The following is a 20359-nucleotide window of genomic DNA, read 5'->3' as shown; positions in this document are numbered from 1 at the left end:
ACACGGGAGCCGGGTCGAGCCGGCAGGCGTGCCGGGCTCGCGACGGCACCCCGAGCTGGGGCTGGCAGATGCCCCGCCCGTGTCCGGAATCGGACAGGCGATGGCCCTTTCGTTGACACCCGCGTAGTCCATTGTTACATTGGGTAAGGATTTCGGCTCTTTCCCACAGCGGGGCCGCGCGGTCGGCGCGCGGACTGACGAGACTTGTGAACTGGAGGACGACCACGCGATGAGGTACAAGACCTTGCGGATCATGGCGGCCGTGCTGGTACTTGGACTCCTGGCAGGCTGCGGCGGCGCCAAGCCCCAGGACGCGTACAACAAGCAGCCCAACGTGCCGGCCTCGCCCGAGGCCGTGGGGAGCCTGAAGATCGGGCAGATGGCGACCATCGACGGCCTGCCCTTCTGGGTGGCCGAGAGCAAGGATTACTACCGCCAGCAGGGCGTCAACGTGGAGCTGGTGAGCTTCAAGTCCGCCGCGGAGCGGGACGCCGCCCTGGCCAGCGGCCAGATCGACGGCACCCTGACGGACATCATGGGCGCGGTGACGCTGCACGACAACGGCACGCCGGTCCAGATCACCTCCGTCAACCTGGGGGCGACCATCGAGGAGGGGCCGTTCGCCATCGTCTCGGCCCCGGGCTCCGGCATCACCACCGCCGAGCAGCTGAAGGGCGTCGAGATCGGCATCGCCACCAACACCATCATCCACTACGTCACGGAGAAGCTGCTCCTGGAGAATGGCTTCGCGCCCGAGGAGATCAAGACCATCTCCATCCCGCAGATCCCCCTGCGGTTTGAGAGCCTGATGAACGGCACCATCCAGGCGGCCACGCTGCCCGAGCCGCTCCTCTCCCTCGCGGTCCACAAGGGCGGCACCGTGGTCCTGACTGACGCCAAGGCGAAGCGGAACTACTCGCAGTCGGTCATCGTCTTCCGGGACGAGGTGGTGAAGGAGAAGGCCGAGGCCATCAAGCGCTTCTTCGTCGCCTACAACATGGCTGTGATCGACATCAAGCAGGACCCGGAGGCGTTCAAGGAGCTCATGGCCACCAAGGCCAACCTGCCGCCGGAGATCAAGGACTCCTGGCAGGTGATCACCTTCTCGCCGGCCCAGGCCCCGGGCAAGGCGGAGGTTGAAGAGGTCGTCGAGTGGCTCCTGGAGAAGGGGTACATCAAGGAGCGGGTGTCTTACGACGAGATCGTCAACACCACGCTCTACCCGCAGGCGCGATGATGCGCCGCGGGGAGGCCCCCGGAGGTGCTGCGATGACCGGCGGTGCGGTTCGCCCCGAGGGACCCCGGGCGAGCGAGCGCGCGGCTCGCCCCGACGGGGCGCTCATGATCGAAGCGCGGAGCATCAGCTATGCTTACAAGGAGACGGTCGCCCTGCGCGACGTCTCCTTTGGCCTGCCCAAAGGGGAAACGCTGGCCGTGGTGGGACCCTCCGGCTGCGGGAAGACCACGCTTCTCAGCCTCATCGCCGGGCTGATGCCGTCCACCGCGGGGCAGCTGCGGGTGGACGGGGCACCCGTTCAGCCCCGCCGTCCCGGAACTGCGCTGATCCTGCAGGATTATGGCCTGCTGCCCTGGAAAACGGTTCGGGAGAACGTGGCGCTTGGCCTGCGCATCCGGGGGATGAAACCGGACGCGGCGGACCAGGCGCTGCGCGAGGTGGGCATAGCCGACCTCGCCGGTCGCTGGCCCCACCAGCTCTCGGGCGGGCAGAAGCAGCGGGTGGCGATCGCCCGGTCGCTGGCGCTGGGCCCGGACCTGCTCCTGATGGACGAGCCGTTCTCCGCGCTGGACGCCCTGACGCGGGAGGAGATGCAGGACCTGCTGCTCTCCATCTGGCGCAGGCATAGGACCAGCCTGGTGCTGGTGACCCACTCGATCACCGAGGCGGTCTACCTGGGCCAGCAGATCATGGTGCTCTCGCCCCGCCCGGGGCAGGTCGTGGGTCTCTTCCGCAACCCGACGGTGGGCGACAGGCGGGCCGCGGCCTTCCACGAGATGGTCAACCGCGTGCGCGACGCCCTCGAGAAGGGGGTGAACGGCGGTGCCTAGATATCGCTGGTACCACTACGCCATCGCCCTGGCCATCCTCGCCGTGGGATGGGAGGCGCTGGCCCGGGGCCTCGACATCGCCGCCTTCCCCCCGCTGACCCCGGCGCTGGCCTCCTTCGCCGAGGGCGTGGGCCCCGGTGGGCCGCTGGTGAAGCACTTCCTCGCCAGCGCTTACCGCGTCTTCTGCTCGACCGTGATCTCCCTGGCCGCGGGCGTGCCGCTGGGCCTCTACCTCGGGCGGTCGGGCGGCCCGATCGGCTCGGTGCTGGTCTACCTGACCTACCCCGTGCCCAAGGTGGTCTTCCTGCCGGTGATCATGGTCGTGCTGGGCATCGGCGACGAGTCCAAGATCTTCCTGATTACCCTGGTGATTTTCTTCCAGATCCTAGTTACGGTGAAGGACGCCGCGGCCAACGTGCCCCGGGGGCTGATCCGGTCCGTGCAGTCGCTGGGCGGCGGCGAGTGGCAGATCTACCGCCACGTCATCCTGCCCGGCACGCTTCCGGCCATCTTCACCGCCCTGCGGCTCTCCACGGGAACCGCGGTCGCCGTCCTCTTCTTCGCCGAGACCTACGCCACCCGGGAGGGGCTGGGCTCCTTCGTCTGGGACGCCTGGTCGATGCACGCCTACGACATGATGTTCGCCGGCGTGATGGCGATGGCCCTGATGGGCTTTGGCTTCTACGTGCTGCTGGACGCTGCGGAGCGGCTCCTCTGCCCCTGGGCGGAGGGGCAGCGCTAGATCGCGATTTATCGGGGAGGCGTTCTGATGGCCCCTGGCTACCAGCCTCCGGCGCCGGAGGAGAAGGAGCAGTACGTCCGCGAGCTGTTTGACCGGATCGCGGAGAACTACGACGCGATGAACCAGGTGATGTCGGCCGGCCAGTGGGAGCGCTGGCACCGGGAGTTCGTGAAGCAAACGCACTTCCGCCCCGGGGACCACATCCTCGACGTGGCCTGCGGCACGGGCGACCTCACCCTGCTGGACGCCGCACAGGTGGCGCCCGGGGGCCGTGTGATCGGCGTGGACATCTCGGAGGGGATGCTGGAGGTCGGGCGGCGCCGGGTGGCAGCCTCGCCTTACCGCGACCTGATCACGCTCCAGGTGGGCAACGCCATGGACCTGCCGTTCCCCGACAACACCTTCGACGGGGTGACGATGGGCTGGGCGATGCGCAACGTCTCGTCCATCCCGAAGACCCTCGCCGAGATCTTCCGGGTGCTCAAGCCGGGCGGCCGCTTCATCTGCCTGGAGGCCTCCAAGCCCTTCAGCCGGGTCATCCGGATGGGCTTCTTCCTCTACTGGAAGACCTTCCTCCCGCTGATCGACTGGTTCGTGGTGCGTGCGGGCGGCAAGGCGCGCATCCGGCCGTACACCTACCTTTCCCGCTCCCTCGACAACTACCCCTTCCCGGACAGGCTCGAGGAGATGTTCAGGGAGGCCGGCTTTACCCAGACAGACTACCAGTTGCTCATGCTGGGGACGGTGGCCATCCATGTGGGAACCAAGCCCGCCCGCTGAGGCCGCGCCGCCCGCGGACGTGCGGATACGCCGCCTCCGGGGCGACGGGGACGTGCGGCTGATCCTGGCGTTTCTGCCCGACCTGTACGAGAGCAACTTCCCCGGCTTCCAGGCGGACCCGCAGTTCCTGGCGGCCAGCCGGGACCGGCTGCGGGTCGCCGCGGCCGACCCCCGCCAGGCCATCCTCGTGGCCGAGGACCGGGCGGGCCTCTGCGGCTTCATCTGGGTCTCGGCCGAGGTGGACTACCGCGGTCTGATGCGGGGGGAGGTCCGGGCCATCTATGTGCACCCGCGGATGCGGCGGCGGGGCGTCGGCCGCCGCCTCATGGCCCACGGCGAGGCCTTCCTCGGGGTGCTCGGCTGCCACGCCGTCACCCTGATGGTGACGGCCAGCAACCGCGCCGCCTGCGGCCTGTACGGCGCCCTGGGCTACCAGGTGACCCGCCACCAGATGGAGAAGCCGCTGAACGTACATCCTGAGTAATCGCCCGCCGCCGGGGCATCACCCCGGCCTGGCAGCGCTCGTCCTAATGGGTGAGGACCCTTCGCATCACGAACCGAGAAGGAGATGGGACAGGTGTACGATGTCGCCATCGTGGGCGCCGGTCCTGCCGGCGCCAGCGCCGCCACGTTCACTGCACGGGCCGGCCTCAAGACGCTGCTGGTGGACGCGGACCAGTCCATGACGCGCCGGGCCTGGATTCCCAACCACCTGGGCTTCCCGCAGGGCATTTCCGGGCCGGAACTCGTCGACCTGGGCAAGGAGCACGCCACGAGGGCCGGGGCGGAGCTGGTCACCGCCAAGGTGACATCCGTCGGGCGCGAAGGCGGCGGCTTCAAGCTGCAGACCGAGGACGGCCGGGCGTTCGAGGCCAGGCAGGTCATCCTCTGCACGGGACCCCTGTGTGACCTCGCCCGTCAGGCCGGCGCCGAGGTGGTGGAGGCCAAGGAGCCGCGCATGAAGGAGGCGGTGGCCGTGGATGCCACGGGCCAGACCCGTGTGCCCGGCCTTTGGGCGGCCGGCACCTGCGCCGGGACCAGCGTCCACACCATCATCACCGCCGGCGACGGCGCGCGCGTCGCCATCAACCTGATCAGCGCCGTCAAGGGCGCGCGTCACGTCGACCACGAGGTCATGCCCGCCGGCCGGTAGCCAACCGGGCGGCTGCACGGTGGGACCGCGGGAGCGGACCGGGCGTCTCCGGCCTTGTCCGGCCGGACCACCCGGTCCTGCTTTTTCCGCCGTGCGACCGGGCCTTGGCCATGCCCCAGGACTGCCGACGGTTCCTGGCAGCGCCCTACATTGGCCGGCGCATGTTCGGGCGAGCGGCACAGTCACGTGGCCTGTAACATTACGGTAAGAAATGATCCACGCGTTCTAGTCGATTTAGTACGACATGGGGATAGCACGAATCTCCCGAATGGTATAGGGTAAAAGCATGCTCCCCCCTCCGGCTTGACCATTGCGCGGTCAGGCCGTTACACTAACGGACTAAGGGCGTACCTGACGTTCCGGGAAGCCGCCCATAGTCCAGACCGCGCGGAGTGAGAGACCGTCGTGAACATCGTCATGCTCGGCTTGAACCACAAGACGGCTCCGGTTGAGGTGCGGGAGGCCCTGGCGGTGTCCGGCTCCGACATGACCGCGGCGCTCACCCGCCTGAGGGCGCTCCCCATCAGCGAGGGCGTCCTGCTTTCCACCTGCAACCGTTCCGAGGTCTATGCGGTGGTCGATGACCCGGCCGGCGTTGACGGTGCGCTGGTGGACTACTTCCTCGGTCTCGCCCTGGCGCTGCACGGGCGGGAGCTCACGCGCGAGCAGCTCCTGCCCTACCTGTACCGGCGGCACGGGCTCGAAGCCGTGCAGCACCTCTTCCGCGTGGCCGCGGGCCTCGACTCGATGATCATCGGCGAGACCCAGATCCTCGGGCAGGTGCGCAACGCCCACCGCGACGCCGTCCAGGCGCAGACGGTGGGCAAGGTGATGCACCAGCTCTTCCACCAGGCCATCACCGTGGGCAAGCGGGCCCAGACGGAGACGCGCATCGGCCAGAGCGCCGTCAGCGTCTCCTATGCGGCCGTCGAGCTGGCGCGCAAGGTCTTCCGCAGCCTGGAGGGGCGGCGGTGCCTGGCCATCGGCGCGGGCGAGACCGCCAAGCTGACGCTGCGCCACCTGCTGTCCGCCGGCGTGCGGGAGCCCATCGTGGCCAACCGCACCCTGGACCGGGCCGAGAGCCTCGTCCGGGAGATCGGCGGGCGCGCCATCCCGCTGGACAAGGTGCCGGAGGCGCTCTCTGAGGTGGACGTGGTCATCTCGTCCACCGGGGCGCCCGGCTACGTGGTGACGCGCCAGCAGGTGGAGGAGGCCGTGCGGGCCCGACGGGGCCGGCCCATCTTCCTGTTCGACATCGCCGTGCCCCGGGACATCGACCCGGCGGTCGCCCAGGTGGCCGGCGCGTATCTCTACGACATCGACGACCTGGAGGCGGTGATCAGCGCCAACCTGGCCGAGCGGGCGCAGGAGGCCCGCAAGGTGGAGCGCATCATCGCCGGTGAGCTGGAGCGGTTCCGGCAGTGGGCCGCCTCGCTGGCCGTGGTGCCGACGATCCGCATGCTGCGGGAGAAGATCGACGCCATCCGGGAGCAGGAGCTCGCCCGGACCTTCAACCGCCTGCCCGACCTGACGGACCACCAGCGCGAGGTCATCGCCGCGATGACCGTCACGCTGATCAACAAGATCCTCAACGATCCCACGCAGCAGCTGAAGGGCATGGCGGGCGAGGGATCGGCGAGCCAGGCGATCGAGACCGTGCACCGCCTCTTCGACCTGCAGCGGCACAGGGCCGAGCCGGCGGTGGAGAACGGGAGCGCGCCATGACCGCCGGCCTGGTCACCCCCGTCGCCGGCGGCGCCGCCGTCCTGTACACCCTGGGCGCCGTCGCCCACCTCACCCTGTTCTTCCGCAGGGGCTACGAGGGTCTGGCCCGCTGGTCGACCCGGGCGGCGTGGGCCGCCCACACGACCGCGCTGGCGCTGCTGGTGGCCGAGAGCGGGCGCGCCCCGGTCTATAGCCTTTACGAGGTCTCCCTGCTCCTGGCGTGGCTCCTCCTGACCCCCTATGTCACCGTCGAGTACGTGAAGCACAACCAGTCCGCAGGCTCGTTCCTCACCCCGATCATCGCCGCCGTGCTGGTGATGTCGCTCATCCTGCCCCGCCCGGGTGAGGCGCCCAACCTGGGGGCGCATCCCGAGCGGCTGGTGCTGTGGCACGTCGGGGTGACGCTGCTGGGCTACCTCTTCCTCCTGGGGGCTTCCGTCGCGGGGGCGCTCTACCTGGTGCAGGACCGCAACCTGCGCCGCAAAGCGTTCAGCCCCCTCTACCACGCGCTGCCCTCCCTGGAGTGGCTCGACCAGACGGCGGGCCGCATGGTCGCCATCGGGTTCCCCCTGCTGACGCTGGGCGTCACCGCAGGGCTTACGTTCGCGTCGCGCACCTGGTCCACCTTCTGGCCGGCGGACCCCAAGGTGCTCTTCACGCTCCTGCTCTGGCTGACCTACGGCAGCTACCTGGTGATGCGGAAGGCGCGGCAGTGGGGCGGCCGGTGGGCGGCCTGGTGGATGGTGGGCGCGGGCACGGCGATCCTGGTCAACTACTTTGTCATTAACATGGCCTCCGGCGTGCACCGCTTCTAGAACTGCAATGGGGAGGCTGAGGGACCTGTGAATGTCATTCGGGTCGCGACCCGCGGTTCACTCCTGGCGCTCACGCAGACCGGGTGGGTGGTCGACCGGCTCCGGGAGGCCAATCCGGACCTGACGTTCGAGACGCAGACGTTCAAGACCGTCGGCGATATGGTGCTGGACCGGGCCCTGTCGCAGATCGGCGACAAGGGGCTCTTCACCAAGGAGCTGGAGGCCGCGCTGCTGGACGGGCGCGCCGACCTGGCCGTGCACAGCCTGAAGGACCTGCCCTCCGAGCTGCCCGACGGGCTGGTGCTGGGCTGCGTCGCGGAGCGGGAGGATCCCCGCGACGTGGTGATCACCCGCGACGGCACCGCCTTCGCCGACCTGCCTGCGGGCGCGAGGGTGGGCACCTCGAGCCTGCGCCGCGTGGCGCAGCTGCGCGCACAGCGGCCGGACCTGGAGTACGTGCCGATCCGGGGCAACGTGGACACCCGGCTGCGCAAGCTCTCCGAGGGCCAGGTGGACGCCCTGGTCATGGCGGCCGCGGGGCTGCACCGCGCGGGCTTCGGCGACCGCATCACCGAGTACCTCGACCCCGAGTTCTGCCTGCCCGCGCCCGGGCAGGGGGCCCTCGGCATCGAGATCCGGGCCGACGACGCCCGCATCGGGCAGGTCGTCTCCCGCATCCACCACATGCCCACCGCCCTGGAGGTGATGGCGGAGCGGGCGATCCTGGCCCGGCTGGAGGGCGGGTGCCAGGTGCCCATCGGGGCGTACGCCGTGTTTGACGGCGGGCTCCTGCAGGTGGAGGGGCTGATCGCCTCCACCGACGGCTCCCGGGTCATCCGTTATGCCGCCGAGGGCGACGCCGGGCGCGCCCGGTCGCTGGGCGCGGAGGTGGCCGACTGGCTGCTGGAGCACGGCGGGCGGGAGATCCTGGACGCCGCGCGCGGCTGACCCGGCGAGGGGAGACGTGCCCACAGAGAGACGGCGAGGTGGTGGATCCGTGGCTGATGGTGACGCACAGCCTCTGCGGGGCAGGCGGATCCTGGTCCTGCGCGCCCGCGACCAGGCCGAGCGGTTCATCCGGGCCGTGGCCGAACTGGGGGGCGAGGCGGTCGCCTACCCCGTCATCCAGATCGTGGACCCGCAGGACTGGGCGCCTTTGGACGAGGCCATCGCCCGCCTGGAGCGCTATCGCTGGCTGGTCATCACCAGCCCCAACGGGGCGGCGCGCTTCGCCGCCCGGCTCGCGCGGGCGGGGCGGCGGGTGCCGGACGGCGTGGGCGTCGTGGCCGTGGGCACAGCAACGGCGCGGGCGCTGGAGCGGGAGGGCATCCGGGTGGACCGGATGCCGCAGAGCTTCGTCGGCCGGGCGATCCCCGAGGCGCTGGCCGGCGACCTGGCGCCGGGCGACCGGGTGCTGATGGCCCGGGGCGACCTGGCCAACCCGGCCCTCGCGTCCGCGCTGGCCGAGATGGGCGCCGTCGTGGACGACCTGGTGGCCTACCGCAACGTCCCTGTGCGGGGCGACGCGGAGGGGCTCCGCCGGCAGCTGCAGGCCGGCGCCATCCACTACGTGGCCTTCACGTCCGGCTCCACCGTGCACAACCTGTTGGATCAGCTGGGGGGACCCGAGGCGCTCGGCCCGGCCCGGGTGGCCTGCATCGGCCCCGAGACGGCGGCCGCGGCGGAGGCCCGGGGCCTCCCGGTTCACTGCATGGCCGAGATCTACACCATGGATGGCCTGCTGCGGGCCATCGTGTCAGACTGCGAGCAAGGAGGCCGCTGACATGAGCAACCTGACTGTTCGGCCGCGCCGGCTCCGCCGGAACGAGGCGGTCCGCCGCCTGGTGCGGGAGCACGCCGTCTCCCGCGACGACCTGATCTACCCGCTCTTCGTGGCCCCGGGCACCGGGGTGAAGCGGGAGATCTCGTCGCTGCCGGGCAACTACCACTGGTCCGCCGACACGATCCTCTGCGAGATCGAGGAGATGCTGAAGCTGGGGGTCCGGTCGGCCCTGCTCTTCGGCCTCCCCGAGTCCAAGGACGAGGTGGGCAGCGGGGCCTACGACGCCCACGGCGTGGTGCAGGAGGCCATCCGGTCCATCAAGGCCCGCTTCCCCGAGACCTACATCATCACCGACGTCTGCCTGTGCGAGTACACCTCCCATGGCCACTGCGGCATCGTCAAGGGCGAGACCGTCGACAACGACCCGACCCTGGGCCTGCTGGCCCGCACGGCCCTCTCCCACGCCGAGGCGGGGGCCGACATGGTCGCCCCGTCTGACATGATGGACGGGCGGGTGGCGGCGATCCGGGCCGCCCTGGACGAGCACGGCTTCCAGGACGTGCCGATCATGGCCTACTCGGCCAAGTACGCCTCGGCCTACTACGGCCCGTTCCGGGCCGCGGCCGACTCGGCACCGGCCTTCGGCGACCGGCGCTCCTACCAGATGGACCCGCCCAACGCCCGGGAGGCGCTGCGCGAGGTGGAGCTGGACGTCCTGGAGGGCGCCGACATCGTGATGGTCAAGCCGGCCCTGGCCTACATGGACGTCATCTACCGGGTGCGGGAGGCCTTCAACCTGCCGGTCGCCTGCTACAACGTCTCCGGCGAGTTCGCCATGGTGAAGGCGGCGGCGGCCCAGGGGCTGATCGACGAGCGGCGCATCGTGATGGAGACGATGGCCGGCTTCAAGCGGGCGGGCGCCGACATCATCATCACCTACCACGCCAAGGACGTGGCCCGCTGGCTGAAGGAAGAGGAGTAAGCGTGCGGCCTGCCGCACACGAAGAAGGTGGAGGGGCCCCCTTTGGGGCTCCTCCACCTGTCTCCCAGCCGTCCTCCGCCGGACGCAGGCGCCTGAGCGTGGGATCTCCCCGTTCCAGTGGCAGGCTACCGCGTCGCCCAGGTGATGATGATCGACAGGATCATCACCACGAAGAACAGGGCGACCACACGCACCATCGCCATGCACCCGGCCCGCAGCTCCCGGTCGTGCTCGGGGGTACCCCGGTCCGCGTCCTCGCCCATCTCGGCGAGCTCCCGCAGTTCCCGCTCCTCGCGGGTCTCGATGCGCGCAGGGGTCCCGCGCGTCTTGACTCGCCGGGTTACCCGGAACCGGCGCGCCTTCTGATTCGGGGCGGACTGCCCCTCGCGATGCTCACCCATCTGAACCTTGATCACCTCGAATGCGCACTTCCAACAGTGGTTCGGCGCTAATCTGCTCGCATCCTGCCTTGTCAGGATCTGGCGATGAGCCGGGGACCACGCGGTGGAGCACAACACCCGCACCCGAACCGGGTGCGGGTGTTCGTCTCTCCTGCTTTGTCCGCCTCAGGGGGTGGCGGCCCGCGGCCGGTAGAGGTCCGTGGGGTCGAACCGGAGGACCGGGCCGTAGACGGCGGTCGGATCCGGCGCGGTCACCGGGCCGGTGCCGGGGAGGGCGGCGATGGTGACCGTGGGTCCGCTGAAGTCGGTGACCGCCGCCAGGGGGCGCGTGACCAGGTAGCCCCGCCCGTTCGGCGTCGCCGTCACCTCGCTGGCCATGAAACCGTAGGGACGGTCCGGCACGAACTCGAAGATCGCCCAGCTCAGGCCGAAGCCCTCGGCCTCAGCGGCGCTGCGCACGCGGCGGGCCGCCGCCGTGAGCCAGCGCTGCAGTTCGTCGCCGTGGTCCCGCACGGCGCTGAGCCAGTTGTTGTACTCGGCCAGCTTGACGATGCCGACCAGCATGGTGTCGTAGTTGATGTCGCGGGCCAGCTGGTAGTCCACGGTGAAGGGTGCCGCCCCTGCGGTCCTGAACGTGCTGAACTCCGCCGTCAGCACGGCCCGGGCATCCACCAGGGTCTTTACCTCGGCCGCGGACAGGGAGCCCGCCGGCGGGATCGCGGGGGTGGCGTAGGCGGAGTCGTCCACCGGCGGCGGCAGCAGCGGAGCCGATTCGCTGTCGGCGACGCTGGCGGGCTCCGGGGTGGTGGTGAGGCCGGGCTGCACCGTCTCCGTACCGGCCGGCCCGCCGGGGGAGCCGGGCTGCTGCGTATCGGTCTGCGGTTCCGCCTGCGCCCCGGGCCCGGGCGCGGGCTGCGCCGGTCCGTAAGCGGAGATGGCGACGCCCACGATCAGCCCCAGGGCGAGGGCCGCGGGGCCTGCCGCCAGCAGCAGCCAACGGGCCACGCCCTGCCGCCCCGCCGGCTCATGGTAAGACGTGTGCTGGTACAGACCGCTCCCTCCGTTTCTGATCGGGCGCAGGCGCGCCGTTGTGCTGCGGCGAAGTGATTCAGTATGATGATGCGAAAAGAGATCGTCGGGTTCACGGCCCTGGCAGGCCTGGCGCTGGGCGCCTTCTGGGACGGCCTCTACGCACCCGGCCAGCAGATGGCCGGCGTCGCCCTGGCCGCGCTGGTGGCCCTGGCGGCGCCCTCCGTCCGGCTGGCCCCTTCTGAATGGCTGGCCCTGCTGCTCCTCGCGGCGGGGTCCTGCGGCGCGCTCATCGCACCGGCGGCGCTCGGGGCGGCCGCCCACGGGCCCGTGCTGGCCGCCGGGTGGGTCCTGGCGTTCGTCGCCGGCAGGGCCTTCCGCCCCGGCGAGGCCGAGCCTGCCCTCGCCCGCTTCTGGGCGGTCACGGGAGCCCTCCTCGCTTTCTCCGGCGCGCTGCTGATCTCCTTCACCCCGCCGCACCATTCGGGCCGGCTGGCCTCGTTCCTGGGCTATCCCATCGCCGTGGGGATGGCCGGCCTCCTGGGCCTGGCGGGGGCGCTGCCCGACCTCGCGGCGGGGCGGCCCCGGGCGGCGTTCCTCGCCCTCGGGGCCACCCTGGGCGCCCTGCTCTCCGGCTCGCGGGGCGTGTGGGCCGCGGCCGCGCTGCTGGGCGCCTTCCTCGCCTGGGCCGCGCCGCGGCTCCTGCGGGAAGCCCTGCCCCGCGCCTGGCCGGCGCTGCTGGTCGGGCTGACGGCCGCGCTGTGGGCCGCGCCGGCCGTGCAGGACCGGGACGCGGCGCGGCTCTGGCCGATACTGCTGCTCGCCCTATTGACGGTTGCGCTCGCGCTTCGGTTTCAACGGTCAGCGCGAATGCGTTTTTCCGTGGTGCTCACCGCGCTGCCGGCGCTGGTGCTGGCCCCGGGCTGGGGCTGGCTGCTGGGCCGTGCCTCGGCGCTGCCCCTGACCGACACTTCCTCGGCAGAACGGCTGATCTTCCTGCGGGACGGCCTCGCCCTGGCCGCCAAACTGCCTCTGGGTGCGGGCTACCGCGCCTGGTCCGCCCTGCACCTGCAGGCGGCCCGCTACCCGTACTACGCCGCCGAAGTCCACTCGTCGCTGCTGGACGTCGCGCTCGCCTACGGCTGGGCCGGAGCGGCGGGCGTCGCGCTGCTGACGGTCCGGTTCCTCCTGGGGCTGCGGCACGCCCGCAGCTGGCCCCCCGCCCGGGCGGCGGCCCTGGGCGGGCTGGGCGTCCTGGCCGTGCACGCGCTCGTGGACTGGGAGCTGAGCTACGGCCTCTTCGCCCTGCCCCTATGGTTCGGGTTCGGCCTGCTCGGCTCGGCCCCGGTCCGGGGCCCGGGCGAACCCGGGCCGGGTAAGGGGCCGGCGCCGCCCGCCGGACAGGAGCCGGGCGATGGCTGGGTGTCGGGATGGACCTGGCCGAGGGCCCTGACGGTGGCCCTCTCCGGCCTGGCGCTGGCGGGCAGCCTCCTTCTGGGGGCAGGCGATGCGGCGGTCGACCTCGCCGCCCGAAGCCTGGAGCGCGGCTCACCGGAGGCCGCCCTGCGCCACGCGGGGGCCGCAGTTGCGCTCACCCCGTGGAACGACCTGGCCCACGCCTACAAGGGGGCTGCGCTCATCCGGTCGGGGCGGGGCGAAGAGGGGCTGCGGGCCCTGGACCGGGCACGGGCCCTTGGGCCCCGGGAGCCCTGGTACGCGGCGCTGCAAGCGTCGGAACTGGGCCGGCAGGAGCGCTGGGAGGAGGCGTCAGCCGCCTGGGCCGACTACGTGCGGCTCTGGCCGTGGGAGACGGAGGCGTACGCGGCGGCGGTGACGGCCCACCTGGAGTACATCGGGCGGGCCCGGGCCGCGGGTGACGCGGCGGCGGCCGCCCGCCTGGCCGAGCGCGGCCTCGCGCTCCTGGACGCCCTCGAGCGGCAGAAGGCGCTGGAGCCCCCCGACTCGCCCCGGCGCGGCCTGGAGGCCGACCGTCCCCTGTTCGCCACGGCCCGGGAGCAGTTCGCCGCGGCGCTGGCCCGATGAGTCCCGACCTCCGCCGCAGCGCCGGCGTGGTGAATCCCGTTAACCGCCGCGCCGCCCGTTCTGGCTTCCGGCCGGCATCTCCCTGTGCTTCAGGATGAGCAGATCGATGGCCATCTCCAGCAGGTCCGGGCGCACACCGGCCTCCGCCGCCTTCTTGATCAGCCGCACGTACGCACCCAGCATCTCCGGGGGGATGGCGGCGGCCAGTTCGCCGCTGTCGCCGGACAGGAACCAGTGCAGGGGGATCGAGGTGACCTTCGCCAGCTGCTCGCCGAGGCGCCGGACCTCCTCGGGCGTGAACTGCCGGTCGTCGCATCCCTCCACCAGCCTCCGCAGGGATTCGGGCGACATCCCCAGCCTGGCGGCCAGCCTGTCCAGCGGGAACTCGGCGGGGTACTCGGCCATCAGGAACTGCAGGAGCATCCGGATCCGGGTCACCGGCGAGGCGAAGTAGAGCCGGTTTCGCTCCTCGGGCGGCAGGCGGCGCAGGGACGACTCGAAGTCGTGCTGGGGGTCCCGCCCGGTGAGCAGGTACTCCACGGTGACGCCATACCCCTCGGCGATCTTCCGAAGCGTGGAGTTCAGCGATGTCCCGAACTGTCCGGCCTCCAGGCGGCCGACCGTGGTATGGCTCACACCCGTCCGGGCCGCGGCCTGCCTGAGCGAGTCGCCGTGAGCGGCCCTGAGGGCGGCAATTCGCTTGCCGATGTGCTGACGGTTAAACTGGTTCATGCGCTCACTTCCTTCAGTCGGGCTCGCATTCCCTGAGGTGCCGGACCGCGGCGTTCAGGGCGTGACGGACGTCGGTGCGGCTGGGTCAGCCGTCGAGCCCCCGTCCTCGGCGTCACCCTCCAGTGCGATGCTGCGGAGCACCAGCAGCGCCTCACGCAGTTCCTGCCGATTGGCCACCTCGATCTGCCCGCGGTCCAGCGCGTCGAGGACCTGGTCAATGACAGAAACCAACCCGTGCATGGACAACCCCCCGTCAACGACCGATTCACCCTCCCACATTAGATCGAACAACTACAAAATGTCAATGAGGTCTGTGAATTTAGGTTGTAGGGCAGGTATGTCCTTCGGCCTGGGGGAATGTGGTATACTGCCGTTGGTGAGACGAGATCCTGTGAAAGGTGTGGTGAGCCATGGAATACCGTCGACTCGGACGGAGCGGCCTGAAGCTGAGCGAGATCTCCCTGGGAAGCTGGCTGACCTACGGCTCGCGCGTGGAGGCAGATGCCGCCAAGGCCTGCATCCGCAAGGCGTATGAGCTCGGCATCAACCACTTCGACTGCGCGGTGGTCTACGGCGCGCGGCCTCATCAGGCGGAGGAGGTGGTGGGCGAGGCGCTTCGGGAGTTTCCCCGCCACACCTACACCGTCACCTCCAAGGTGTTCTGGCAGGTGGGGCCGTCCACTTATGACCAGGGGCTGTCCCGCAAGCACCTGATCGAGCGGGTGGAGATGAGCCTCAAGGCGATGAAGCTCGACTATATCGACATATACTATGCGCACCGTTACGATCCCGCTACCGACCTGGAGGAGACCCTGCGGGCGTTCGACGACCTGGTGGCCCAGGGGAAGATCCTCTACTACGGCTTCTCCCAGTGGACGGCCGCCCAGTTCGAGAACGCCGCCGCCATCGTGGACAAGCGGAACCTGCGCCGCCCGGTGGCGAGCCAGCCCGTCTACAACATGCTGGACCGGTACATCGAGAAGGAGATCATGCCGATCTGCGAGCGCGAGGGCATCGGGCAGATCGTCTACTCGCCGCTGGCGCAGGGCGTGCTGACCGGCAAGTACAAGCCTGGCATGCCGCAGCCCGAGGGCAGCCGGGGCGCCGACCCCAAGTACGGCAAGTTCGTCCAGCGCTACCTGAGCGACGACGAGTTGCTGGAGCGCATCCAGCAGCTGCGCCCCATCGCCGAGCGCAACGGGCTCACCATGGCCCAGCTGGCCATCGCCTGGGTCCTGCGCCGGCCGGAGGTGACCTCGGCCCTGATCGGTGCCACCCGCCCCGAGCAGGTGGAGGAGAACGTGAAGGCCTCGGGGATGAAGCTCTCCGCCGAGGACCTGAAGGAGATCGACGAGATTCTGGGCCAGGCCGAGTAGCCTGGCCCCCTTCCTTTCGGGCGGGCAGGGAAATTCGCACTATGCAAGAACTATCCGGGATGACGCAGAGACCGCAGCAATGAGGAGGCCCCTGATGAAAGAGATCGACCGCACGCGACTGAAGGAGGTCGTGCAGTTCATCCGCAGCCACGTTCCCCAGGTGGTCCTGAGCCGCCTGGAGCCTGAACTGGCTGTGATCGAAAGCTATATCATCAACGCCCGGCCGGCCCGCATCGCCCTGGTGGGTCGGCGGGGATCGGGCAAGTCGAGCCTGGTCAACGCCATCTTCGGCGAGCCCCGGGCCGAGACCGGGGCGGTGCTGGCTACCACGCCGGCGGGCACCTGGTACCAGTACGAGGGGTCCGGCGGTGCGCTGGAGGTGCTGGACACCCGCGGGCTGGGCGAGGGCGGGAGGCCGGAGGGGGCGGAGGACGAGGAGGCGGTCGCCGCCAACCTGAAGGCGGTGCGCGACCGTTGCCCGGACGCGATCCTCTTCGTCATCAAGGCGGCCGACGTCGACGTGTGGATCCACGAGGACCTGGCGCAGGTCGCGGCGCTGCGCGACGCCATCGCGCGGCGGCACCGCACGAGGCCGCCGGTGATCGGCGTCCTGACGCAGGTCGACCTGCTGAGCCCGGCCGATGTGGCCACGCCCCCGTACGACGACCCGGAGAAGCAGGCCAACATCGCACTGGCCAAGGAGAAGCTGGCCGAGCGGATGGCGCTCTCGCTGGAGCAGCCGGTGCGGGTGTTCGCCACCTCTGCCTACATGCGCTACCGGGACGGCGAACTGGTCGTGGACCGCCGCTGGAACATCGACGAACTGGTCGCCTACCTGGTGGAGACTCTCCCCAACGAGGCGCAGCTCACCATGGGCCGGGTGGCGGGGGTCCGGTCGGCGCAGATGAAGATCGCGGGCGCGCTGATCCAGTCCACCGCATCGGCCGCCGCCGCCGTGGCTGCGACGCCGATCCCGCTGGCGGACATGCCGATCCTGACCGCGATGCAGGTGCTGATGGTCACCGGCATCGCCTACCTGGCGGGGCGACGGCTCTCCCGGGAGGGCGCCATGGAGTTTATCGGGGCGCTCGGCGTCAACGTGGGCGCCGGCTTCGCCCTGCGGGAGGTCGCCCGGGGCCTCTCCAAGTGGCTCGTCCCGGGCGGCGGCTCGCTGGTTTCCGCCGGCGTGGCCTACTGGGGCACGTACGGCCTCGGGCAGGCGGCCGTGGCGTACTACATCGAGAACCAGCCGATCGCCGCGGCCCGGAAGCTGCTGGAGCAGGGCCGGGAGAAGGCGAACAGCTTAAGGAAGCCGTAAGGTTTGGCGCAGGGTGGTCGTAAGATCCGTGCGTTACACTGGCGCGCGGCGGGACGCGCAGGAGGCCGGGATGCGGCCGCCCGGCCGGTGGGTACGCGGGATTGCTGTCGGTGGTTGAAGCGGGGTGTGAGGGCGAATGGCAGAGCCGCTGATTCTGGTGGTGGACGACGAGCAGGCGATCGCGGACCTGATCGAGATCCACCTGCTGAGCGAGGGCTATCGGGTGCGCAAGGCCGACAACGGCGCAGACGCACTGCGGATCGTGGCTGAGGAGCAGCCCGACCTGGTGATCCTGGACATCATGATGCCCGGGATGGACGGGCTGGAGGTCTGCCGCGCGATCCGGCGCGAGCGGAACGTGCCGATCCTCATGCTCAGCGCCAAGTCCGAGGACGTGGACAAGATCCTCGGCCTCAAGACCGGGGCCGACGACTACCTCACCAAGCCCTTCAACCCCCTGGAGCTGATGGCCCGGGTGAAGGCGCAGCTCCGCCGCTACCTGGCCCTGAACCCGGCGTCGGCCAGGCGCCCGGACGTGATCGCGGTCGGCGGCCTGCAGATCGACCGGGAGAGCCGCACGGTGACCAAGGACGGTCGGGAGGTGGCCCTGACGCCCACCGAGTACGACATCCTCCTGCTCCTGGCCAGCAATCCGGGCCGGGTCTTCAGCTCCGAGGAGATCTTCGAACGGGTGTGGAAGGAGCGCTACTTCCAGGCCAACAACACGGTGATGGTCCACATCCGCAGGCTGCGGGAGAAGGTGGAGGACGACCCCAGTCACCCCACGCTGATCAGGACCGTCTGGGGGGTCGGCTACAAGATTGAGAACTAGTGCCGGTCTGAGCCTGCGCTGGCGCCTCATCCTCACCTTTGCCGCCAGCGGTGCCCTGGCTGTCGCCTCGACCATGTTCCTGCTCGTCGCCGCCGCGACGCTGGCGAGTGTGCTCCCCCCGCTCGGCGCTCTGCTGAGCTTCCTCTCCGCGACGGTCGGCGCCTGGCCCGTCATGCTGCTCGTCTGCCTCGTGCTCTTCTTCGGCTGGTACATCCTGCTCAGCCAGCCGCTCATCCGCTACATCGAGGCGATGAGCCGGGCGATGGACGAGGTGGCCCGGGGCAACTTCGAGGTAACGCTGCCGCCCCGCGGCCTGGACGAGCTGGGGCTCCTGGGGCAGAACCTGGTCGCGATGAGCCGGCAGGTCAAGAGCTCGCTGGAGCGGGAGCGGCAGGCGACGCAGGCCCGGTATGAGCTGATCACCGCCGTCTCCCACGACCTGCGCACCCCGCTCACCTCCGTGCTCGGCTACCTCCAGCTGATCGACGAGGACAAGTACAGGGACGAGGTGGAGCTGCGCTACTACGTCGACATGGCGTACGAGAAGGCGCGGCAGCTGAAGCGGCTGATCGACCAGCTCTTCGAGTTCACCCGCACGAGCCACGGGGCACTGGTGCTCCGGCCTGTGCCCATCAACCCGGCCGAGCTGCTGGAGCAGGTGGCGGAGGAGTTCGTGCCCGCCCTGCGGCAGGCGGACATGGAGTACCGCCTCCGGCTGCCGGAGGCGCGCGTGACGATCCACGCCGACCCCGACCTGCTGGTCCGGGTGCTGGAGAACCTGATCTCCAATGCAATCCGCTACGGGCGCGAGGGGAAGCTGGTGGAACTGGAGCTGGACGTGGACCGGGCCGGCCGGTCGGTGCTGATCCGCGTGGCCAACCGGGGCAACCCGATCCCGGTGCACCAGTTGGAGCACATCTTCGAGAGCTTCTACCGGGGCGAGCGCTCCCGGTCGGGCAAGACCGGCGGCGCCGGCCTGGGGCTGGCCATCGTGAAGAACATCGTCACCCTGCACGGGGGATCGGTGCGGGCGATAAACGAGACGGATCGCACGGTGTTCGAGGTGCGTCTGCCGTTCGGTGCAGCGCCGGCGCGCTCCGACGTGCACGGTGCCTGATGGGCTGTCACCTTTCTGCCTGCGGCCCGCGGCGGCGGCCGTCCCGTCGTCCGCGACCCGTGATGGCGCCGCCCTGGCACCTGCGGCGAGGGGCCGGATGGGGGAGGAGAAGCCTCTGGAGCAAGAAGGGTGTGGGCGGAGGCTGTCGGACGGTTTTTTTTGTCCGCCACCGCCCGTGATGGCGTATCCACGGTGGCGACTGGCGCCAGGGACCCGGGGGTAGGACGGGCCAACTGGAGATCCCCCTATTTGCCTTCTGCAGGTGGTTTTCGGCCCGGTACCAGGGCGAAAAGGGCCCCTGAAGTGCTGATCAGGGGTGTTTTTCTGGGCGGATGATACTCCCGGGGGGTATCAAGGGCGGGGGATATGGGGAGAAATTCCCCACAATGCCCGGAAAATAGGGGGAGTTTTTCCCTATATTTAGGTGGGAACCGTTGCTGCATGCATGAGGTGCGACGCTGCCCGAGTGACGATGAGGAGATGGGGACTGCAAGGCGGTTGGAGGCGGAACCCGGGGTGCATCCTGCTGCGCCGGTGCGAGACCACCCCGACGGCGCAGCCCGCTTGGGCTCGGTACCCGACCTCGGTAAACCTTAAGGAACCCGTAAGCTTCAAGTGAGACAGCGTTAAGCTCCGCACGATATGGTAGGGGTATCAACTCGCATGGGAGATGCCCGCCATGTCGATTCGCAGACCTTTGCTTGTGACTCTCCTCATCCTCGCCATCTCTCTGGCCGCGTGGGGCAGCCGGCCGGTGGCCGCCGTGGACCCCGGCCAGGATGCGCGCGAGATCGGCCAATGGATCCGGGAGCGCCAGGACGCGGCGGCCCCGCCCCCGGAAGGCGAGCCGGCCTGGCCCGTACCGGACCACGCCGAGATCACGTCCGACTACGGGATCCGCCTGCACCCGGTGCTGAAGCGGCTGCGGCTGCACGCGGGGATCGACATCCGTGCGCCGGAGGGAGCGGCGGCTGTGGCCTGCCTCGACGGGAAGGTGATGGCGGTGGCCTCGCTGCCGGCGTACGGCCAGGTCGTCGTCATCGACCACGGGGGGCGGCTGGCCAGCGTCTACGCCCACCTGTCGGCGGTGGAGGTGCAGGAGGGGGACCTGGTGGCCCGCGGCGAACCCATCGGCCGCGTGGGCGCCACCGGGCAGGTGACCGGCGCACACCTGCACTTCGAGATCCGGGTGAACGGCGAACCGCAGGAACCTTTGGACCTTCTTGCCGCACTCTTGTGATAGGTCTTGTCCGTTCGCCCTGGTGTTGCTATACTGTCCTCTAATAAATGAATACCCTGCTCGGTTCATCGAGAGTGGCGGAGGGACTGGCCCGGTGAAGCCACGGCAACCTCTCCGATAGGAGAACGGTGCCAATTCCAGCGGACGTCTCGTCCGGGAGATGAAGCGTGCGCAGATGGCCGTCTGCGAACCCTTCGTTCTCGAAGGGTTCTTTGTGTATGTGG

The 20359-nt window shown here is 70.0% G+C and carries 21 protein-coding genes and 1 riboswitch; of the genes, 17 read left to right on the top strand and 4 right to left on the bottom strand.

Going from position 1 to position 20359, the window contains the following annotated elements; genetic code table 11:
- Positions 1-229: 229 nt before the first annotated feature.
- The 11 genes from J2Z79_RS10045 to hemB all read left to right on the top strand — a co-directional run bounded on the left by J2Z79_RS10045 (position 230) and on the right by hemB (position 10047).
- Positions 230-1237, top strand: coding sequence for a MetQ/NlpA family ABC transporter substrate-binding protein (locus J2Z79_RS10045; protein ID WP_209466744.1), 1008 nt, complete (start codon positions 230-232; stop codon positions 1235-1237).
- Positions 1238-1341: 104 nt separating this feature from the next.
- Entirely contained in the window at positions 1342-2067 is a 726-nt protein-coding gene (locus J2Z79_RS10040; RefSeq protein WP_209466790.1) for an ABC transporter ATP-binding protein, read from the top strand.
- Positions 2060-2809 (top strand): ABC transporter permease, encoded by a 750-nt coding sequence (locus tag J2Z79_RS10035; RefSeq protein WP_209466743.1) that lies wholly within the window; start codon positions 2060-2062, stop codon positions 2807-2809. Before J2Z79_RS10040 ends, J2Z79_RS10035 begins: the two co-directional genes overlap by 8 nt.
- Positions 2810-2836: 27 nt before the next feature.
- Positions 2837-3589, top strand: coding sequence for a bifunctional demethylmenaquinone methyltransferase/2-methoxy-6-polyprenyl-1,4-benzoquinol methylase UbiE (ubiE, locus tag J2Z79_RS10030; protein ID WP_209466742.1), 753 nt, complete (start codon positions 2837-2839; stop codon positions 3587-3589).
- Positions 3564-4073, top strand: a complete 510-nt coding sequence (locus tag J2Z79_RS10025) for a GNAT family N-acetyltransferase (protein ID WP_209466741.1) — start codon at positions 3564-3566, stop codon at positions 4071-4073. Before ubiE ends, J2Z79_RS10025 begins: the two co-directional genes overlap by 26 nt.
- Before the next feature lie 93 nt (positions 4074-4166).
- Positions 4167-4742, top strand: a complete 576-nt coding sequence (locus J2Z79_RS10020; protein WP_209466740.1) for an FAD-dependent oxidoreductase — start codon at positions 4167-4169, stop codon at positions 4740-4742.
- A gap of 405 nt (positions 4743-5147) precedes the next feature.
- Positions 5148-6467, top strand: a complete 1320-nt coding sequence (gene hemA / locus J2Z79_RS10015; protein WP_209466739.1) for a glutamyl-tRNA reductase — start codon at positions 5148-5150, stop codon at positions 6465-6467.
- A complete protein-coding gene (locus J2Z79_RS10010; RefSeq protein WP_209466738.1) occupies positions 6464-7282 on the top strand; it encodes a cytochrome C assembly family protein in 819 nt (272 codons plus the stop codon). Before hemA ends, J2Z79_RS10010 begins: the two co-directional genes overlap by 4 nt.
- Positions 7283-7309: 27 nt before the next feature.
- A complete protein-coding gene (gene hemC / locus J2Z79_RS10005) occupies positions 7310-8230 on the top strand; it encodes a hydroxymethylbilane synthase (protein WP_209466737.1) in 921 nt (306 codons plus the stop codon).
- Positions 8231-8279: 49 nt separating this feature from the next.
- A complete protein-coding gene (locus J2Z79_RS10000) occupies positions 8280-9065 on the top strand; it encodes a uroporphyrinogen-III synthase (RefSeq protein WP_209466736.1) in 786 nt (261 codons plus the stop codon).
- 1 nt (position 9066) lies between these two features.
- A complete protein-coding gene (gene hemB / locus J2Z79_RS09995; protein WP_209466735.1) occupies positions 9067-10047 on the top strand; it encodes a porphobilinogen synthase in 981 nt (326 codons plus the stop codon).
- Positions 10048-10172: 125 nt separating this feature from the next.
- On the opposite strand, the gene J2Z79_RS09990 is transcribed toward hemB, so the two are convergent.
- Positions 10173-10448, bottom strand: a complete 276-nt coding sequence (locus tag J2Z79_RS09990) for a hypothetical protein (protein ID WP_209466734.1) — start codon at positions 10446-10448, stop codon at positions 10173-10175.
- 165 nt (positions 10449-10613) lie between these two features.
- Positions 10614-11453, bottom strand: a complete 840-nt coding sequence (locus J2Z79_RS09985) for a hypothetical protein (protein WP_209466733.1) — start codon at positions 11451-11453, stop codon at positions 10614-10616.
- Positions 11454-11564: 111 nt separating this feature from the next.
- Between J2Z79_RS09985 and J2Z79_RS09980 the strand changes: the two genes are divergently transcribed.
- Positions 11565-13520 carry an O-antigen ligase family protein gene (locus tag J2Z79_RS09980; RefSeq protein WP_209466732.1) on the top strand — a complete coding sequence of 652 codons (1956 nt, stop codon included), beginning with the start codon at positions 11565-11567 and terminating at the stop codon, positions 13518-13520.
- A 39-nt stretch (positions 13521-13559) separates the two neighbouring features.
- On the opposite strand, the gene J2Z79_RS09975 is transcribed toward J2Z79_RS09980, so the two are convergent.
- The gene (locus J2Z79_RS09975) at positions 13560-14252 is read right to left on the bottom strand and encodes a helix-turn-helix domain-containing protein (protein ID WP_209466731.1); all 693 of its coding nucleotides are present in this window, start codon (positions 14250-14252) and stop codon (positions 13560-13562) included.
- Positions 14253-14306: 54 nt separating this feature from the next.
- Positions 14307-14492, bottom strand: a complete 186-nt coding sequence (locus J2Z79_RS09970; protein ID WP_209466730.1) for a hypothetical protein — start codon at positions 14490-14492, stop codon at positions 14307-14309.
- A 170-nt stretch (positions 14493-14662) separates the two neighbouring features.
- On the opposite strand from J2Z79_RS09970, the gene J2Z79_RS09965 reads away from it, so the two are divergent.
- The 5 genes from J2Z79_RS09965 (at position 14663) to J2Z79_RS09945 (ending at position 20135) form a co-directional block, all read left to right on the top strand.
- Positions 14663-15628 carry an aldo/keto reductase family protein gene (locus J2Z79_RS09965; protein WP_209466729.1) on the top strand — a complete coding sequence of 322 codons (966 nt, stop codon included), beginning with the start codon at positions 14663-14665 and terminating at the stop codon, positions 15626-15628.
- Between the two features lie 94 nt (positions 15629-15722).
- Positions 15723-16946, top strand: a complete 1224-nt coding sequence (locus J2Z79_RS09960; protein ID WP_209466728.1) for a GTPase family protein — start codon at positions 15723-15725, stop codon at positions 16944-16946.
- 136 nt (positions 16947-17082) lie between these two features.
- Positions 17083-17778, top strand: a complete 696-nt coding sequence (locus J2Z79_RS09955; protein ID WP_209466727.1) for a response regulator transcription factor — start codon at positions 17083-17085, stop codon at positions 17776-17778.
- Positions 17768-18895 (top strand): sensor histidine kinase, encoded by a 1128-nt coding sequence (locus tag J2Z79_RS09950; protein ID WP_209466726.1) that lies wholly within the window; start codon positions 17768-17770, stop codon positions 18893-18895. Before J2Z79_RS09955 ends, J2Z79_RS09950 begins: the two co-directional genes overlap by 11 nt.
- Positions 18896-19574: 679 nt before the next feature.
- A complete protein-coding gene (locus J2Z79_RS09945; RefSeq protein WP_209466725.1) occupies positions 19575-20135 on the top strand; it encodes a M23 family metallopeptidase in 561 nt (186 codons plus the stop codon).
- Positions 20136-20197: 62 nt separating this feature from the next.
- A riboswitch (SAM riboswitch) is annotated at positions 20198-20302 on the top strand.
- The last annotated feature ends 57 nt before the right edge of the window (positions 20303-20359 follow it).

This window comes from Symbiobacterium terraclitae (assembly GCF_017874315.1).
Lineage (GTDB): Bacteria > Bacillota > Sulfobacillia > Symbiobacteriales > Symbiobacteriaceae > Symbiobacterium > Symbiobacterium terraclitae.
Note: the sequence above shows the minus strand (reverse complement) of the source record. Positions and strands in the feature narration are given on the sequence as shown.